The sequence below is a fragment of the Clostridium sp. genome (assembly GCF_040797585.1).
Taxonomy (GTDB): domain Bacteria; phylum Bacillota; class Clostridia; order Clostridiales; family Clostridiaceae; genus Clostridium_Z.
The window spans coordinates 1-4,428 of record NZ_JBFNEO010000223.1; the positions used below are offsets into that span (position 1 = coordinate 1).

Here is a 4,428-nt window from a genome sequence, read left to right on the forward strand (position 1 = left end):
GCCTTTATCTATATTATTACTAATCATCGCGCCTACTAAATTTTGGCATACTTCTCTTCCTATTACTAGTTTCTTAATATCACCTTTATTTTCTATTGTCTCTAACTTTTCTTCTGAATCAAATCTCTTACATTCAACATATGTTTTCTCTTCATTTTTATCTATTAAAATTAAATCCTTTCCTCCATCACCTCTAGCTTGTGTGATTTCTACATATTTATATTCTCCAGTACCTTCAAAAAGCCATCTACAAAATGCTTCAAACTCTATACCTGTCATACTCATAATACTCTCTTTTTTTACATCCATAGTAAACTGTATTTTTTCATCTTTAAATTTTAATAACTTATCTATAATATATACTATTGTTTTTGTTACATATGCTAAGCATAAAATTATTATAAAACCTTTTACTGTAAACATTTAATCACCTCTTACAAGGAATTATTTCCAATTTAATATGTTTTATTCCATAAATATTAGAACTTATAACACAAAAACCATGGAACTCCCTTTTTTGAAATTCATCAAAGGGAATTACATGGTTTTTAATCATTAAAAATCATTGTTTCAATATTAATTTGTTTGTGTGTTAAAACACTTATGAATTCTTGAAATTACTAATCATACTATGCTTCTAATAAAAATGCATGGTATCCTCTCATAGTTTCATATATGTCAGCTTTACTTGCTATTTCCCATGGGGCATGCATGTTGTGAAGAGCAACTCCACAGTCTATAACTTCCATACCATACTCTGCTAGTATATAAGCTATAGTACCACCGCCTCCTTGGTCAACTTTTCCAAGCTCTGCTGTTTGCCATGTAACACTATGTTTGTCCATTATAGATCTTATCTGAGCTACATATTCAGCATTAGCGTCATTACAGCCTGACTTACCTCTTGCACCTGTATATTTATTAAATACTATACCCTTACCAAAGTAAGCAGCATTCTTCTTTTCCATAACTCCTGGATAGTTTGGATCAAAAGCAGCACTAACATCAGAAGATAGCATCTTAGAGTTAGCTAAAGCACGTCTAACCTTAAGTTCACTATATTGTCCTAATCTATCCATAATCTCTGCTACTGCATTCTCAAAGAATCTTGATTGCATTCCTGTAGCTCCTATGCTACCTACCTCTTCCTTATCAACAAGTAAAGTTACACAAGTCTTATCACTTTCTTTTATTTGAAGCATAGCCTCAAAGGAAGTGTATGCACATACTCTATCATCTTGTCCATATGCCATAACCATACTTCTATCTAATCCATACTCTCTTGCTCTACCTGCTGGTACTAGCTCTAACTCTGCTGATACAAAGTCTTCTTCAATAAAGTCATATTTCTCATGTAATAATCTTAAAATATTTAACTTTACTCTATTCTTTGCATCCTTGTCCTCTACTGGAATAGATCCAACAAAAACATTTAAGTCTTCCCCTTCTATTCCATTAGAAAGCTTCTTCTGCATTTGATCAGCAGATAAGTGTATAAGTAAATCTGAGATTCCAACTACTGGATCTTTTGGATCTTCTCCTATAACTACCTCTACAGAAGTGCCGTCTTTTTTAACCACAACTCCATGTATAGCAAGAGGTATTGTTACCCATTGATACTTTTTAACTCCACCATAATAGTGAGTTTCCATCATAGCCATATCTGTATCTTCATATAAAGGGTTTTGCTTAAGATCTAATCTTGGAGAGTCTATATGTGCTCCTAATATTCTCATACCTTTTTCTAAAGGATCTTTTCCTATTAAGAACATAGCTAAACACTTGCCCATGTAATTTACATAAACTTTATCCCCAGCCTTTAACGCTTCTCCATTTTCAATAATATCTTTTAAGTTCCTATAGCCCTCTTTTTCTGCAAGAACTATAAGATCATTTACACATTCTCTTTCTGTTTTACATCTTGACATAAAGTCAATATATCTTTCTGAAAGATTAAAAACTTTTTCTATATCTTCCTTGGAATACTTATCCCAAGCATATGGGTAATTTTTTGCTAAATCTTTTAATTCCATGGTATTGCCCCCTAATTTAAGAATTATTCTACTATATTTTAAGCTATTTTTGGTAAAAATACAAACCTATTCCCTTCTAATCTGTTATGATACAAGGCACTAAAAAATCATTTTCTTCTCTTGGAACCTCTTCAATTATCTGAAATGAATAGGCTATAGCTATTTTTTCACTATCTTTTCTTAAAAGCGGTAGAAATCTATCATAAAATCCTCCCCCATATCCAATTCTTCCACCTTTCCTATCAAAGGCAACCCCTGGTATTATAACTAAGTCTATAGACTTTTCATCTATTATATTACCCTCTTTAATTTCTGGTTCTAATATACCATAGTTACTAGGAGTTAATTCATCTAAGGATTTAATCTCTATGGCTTTCATTCCAGCTTTTTTAGATATGACTTTAGGAACACATATTCTTTTACCCATATTAAGACTATAATTTATTAAATCATGGGTATAAACCTCACTTCCAAAGCTTACAAATATAAATATTACCTCACTATTTCTATACTCCTCTGTGGAAATTATTTTATTAAAAATAGTATGGCTATATTCTTTTAAATTTTCTATATTAACCCCATCTCTAAGAGCTATCATATCTTTTCTTAGAGCATTTTTATATAAATTCATCTGATAAGCTCGCCATTCTTTGTTCTATTATATCCACAGGTGAGGTTTTAGAAATAAGGTTATATCTATAGTTAGCCGCTGCTGCCTCTATTATAACTGCAATGTTTCTACCAGGCCTTATTGGAACTCTAAGTCTTCTTACAGGAACATTTAATATATCTATGTATTCCTTATCTATGCCTAATCTATCATAGTTACCATCATCTTTCCAATGCTCAAAGTGAATTATAAGAGCTATGGTTTTTGAATGAATAACAGAACTAAGCCCATATAAAGCTGGCACATCTATTATTCCCATTCCTCTAACCTCAAGCATACCAGAAGTTATACTAGGAGATGATCCCTTTAAAATCCCATCTATTTCTTTTATATCTACTGCATCATCTGCAACCAGTCTATGACCTCTTTTTATAAGCTCTAAAGCGGTTTCACTTTTCCCTATTCCGCTCTCTCCAGTTATTACTATTCCTATACCATAAACGTCTACAAGTACTCCATGGATTCTTGTTTCTGGAGCTAAGTTTTCAGCTAACATATTTGAAAGTTTATTTATGAACTTTGTAGATATCATATCTGTTCTTAAAACCCATCTTTTATTCTTTTTTGCATATTCTAAAAGTTCTTCATGAGGTTCTAAGTTTCTAGTAAAAATTATACAAGGTGTTTCAAGAGACATAAATTTCTTGAGTCTTTTTCTTCTTATTTCAACTTGCATATCGTCAAGAAAGCTCCATTCAGCTCTTCCTATAACTTGTATTCTTTCATTAGCAAAATAATTATAAAATCCTGATAACTGAAGTCCGGGTCTATTTAAATCACTAGTATCAATTTCTATATTTTCTTCTCCCTGTACTAGGACTTCAAGGTTAAATTCATCCACTAGCTCTTTTATTTTTACTGTCATTATTCTCAACCCTTTCAAATTCTAAATTAAGATTTTTTCTTAACAGTATTAAGCTGTGCTTTAAAATTCTTCTTTATATTGTCTATATATTCTCTTCTAACTTTTTCTTGCTCTTTTTTCTCTTCCTCTGTTAATCCCTCTTCTTGACTTTTTTTATATAAATAATTTATTCTTTCAATTAATTTTTCCATATTTACTTTCTTCATTCCTTCCTATTTATGTTACTATAATCATATTTAATTTTACTTCATGTAAGGTAGAGTAATCAAGGATAAATTTATGTTACTTATGGATTTTAAATTTATTTTTTTCTTATAAATTCTATAGCAATTTCTCCATAAATTCACTAATCTTCTCTTAAATTTATGACTATATTCTACATATTATAGTGTATATACACGCCCTTTATTCAACATATAATACATTTTAGAGGTTTTTCCATTTATTGTAATTATTTTTTTTTTAATGTTTTTGTGTTTCTTTGAAGCTTTTTGTATATATATGGCTTATTTTTTCAAAGGTTTCCAATTTTATTTATTATTTTTATTATTTTATTTGTTTTATTAGGATTAGGAGGAGTGATTGAATATGTTAGAAAGGTATTCTATTGAGAGAAAAATTGAGGATTTAAGATGTGAATTAAATTCTCTAACCTGTAGTAATAGGTTAACAGATGATATTGTTATACAATATAGTGAGGAACTAGATGAACTTATAGTTCAATATTTTAACCTTATGACTAAATTTTGTAATATAAGTTCATATTAGATTTTTTATATTAAACATATCTTCATAAGCTTTTATAAAAGCTATTATTAAAAATATACTTTAAAATGTACCCTATAGAGTAGACAATTTAA

At 29.8% G+C, this 4,428-nt stretch carries 6 protein-coding genes; 1 reads left to right on the plus strand and 5 read right to left on the minus strand.

The window, feature by feature from the left end; all coding sequences use genetic code 11:
• The 5 genes from AB2369_RS11700 to AB2369_RS11720 all read right to left on the minus strand — a co-directional run.
• Positions 1 to 423, minus strand: a 423-nt coding sequence (locus AB2369_RS11700; protein ID WP_367666657.1) for a restriction endonuclease, incomplete at its 3' end; no start/stop codon positions are given.
• Positions 424 to 629: 206 nt separating this feature from the next.
• Entirely contained in the window at positions 630 to 2,033 is a 1,404-nt protein-coding gene (locus AB2369_RS11705; RefSeq protein WP_367666658.1) for an aminopeptidase, read from the minus strand.
• 76 nt (positions 2,034 to 2,109) lie between these two features.
• Positions 2,110 to 2,664, minus strand: a complete 555-nt coding sequence (locus AB2369_RS11710; RefSeq protein ID WP_367666659.1) for a 5-formyltetrahydrofolate cyclo-ligase — start codon at positions 2,662 to 2,664, stop codon at positions 2,110 to 2,112.
• Complete coding sequence (gene hprK, locus AB2369_RS11715; protein ID WP_367666660.1) at positions 2,651 to 3,568, minus strand: HPr(Ser) kinase/phosphatase; 918 nt, start codon at positions 3,566 to 3,568, stop codon at positions 2,651 to 2,653. The genes AB2369_RS11710 and hprK overlap by 14 nt, the downstream gene beginning before the upstream one ends.
• 26 nt (positions 3,569 to 3,594) lie before the next feature.
• A complete protein-coding gene (locus AB2369_RS11720) occupies positions 3,595 to 3,774 on the minus strand; it encodes a DUF896 domain-containing protein (RefSeq protein WP_367666661.1) in 180 nt (59 codons plus the stop codon).
• A gap of 382 nt (positions 3,775 to 4,156) precedes the next feature.
• On the opposite strand from AB2369_RS11720, the gene AB2369_RS11725 reads away from it, so the two are divergent.
• Entirely contained in the window at positions 4,157 to 4,336 is a 180-nt protein-coding gene (locus tag AB2369_RS11725) for a Spo0E family sporulation regulatory protein-aspartic acid phosphatase (RefSeq protein WP_367666662.1), read from the plus strand.
• Positions 4,337 to 4,428 lie beyond the last annotated feature (92 nt).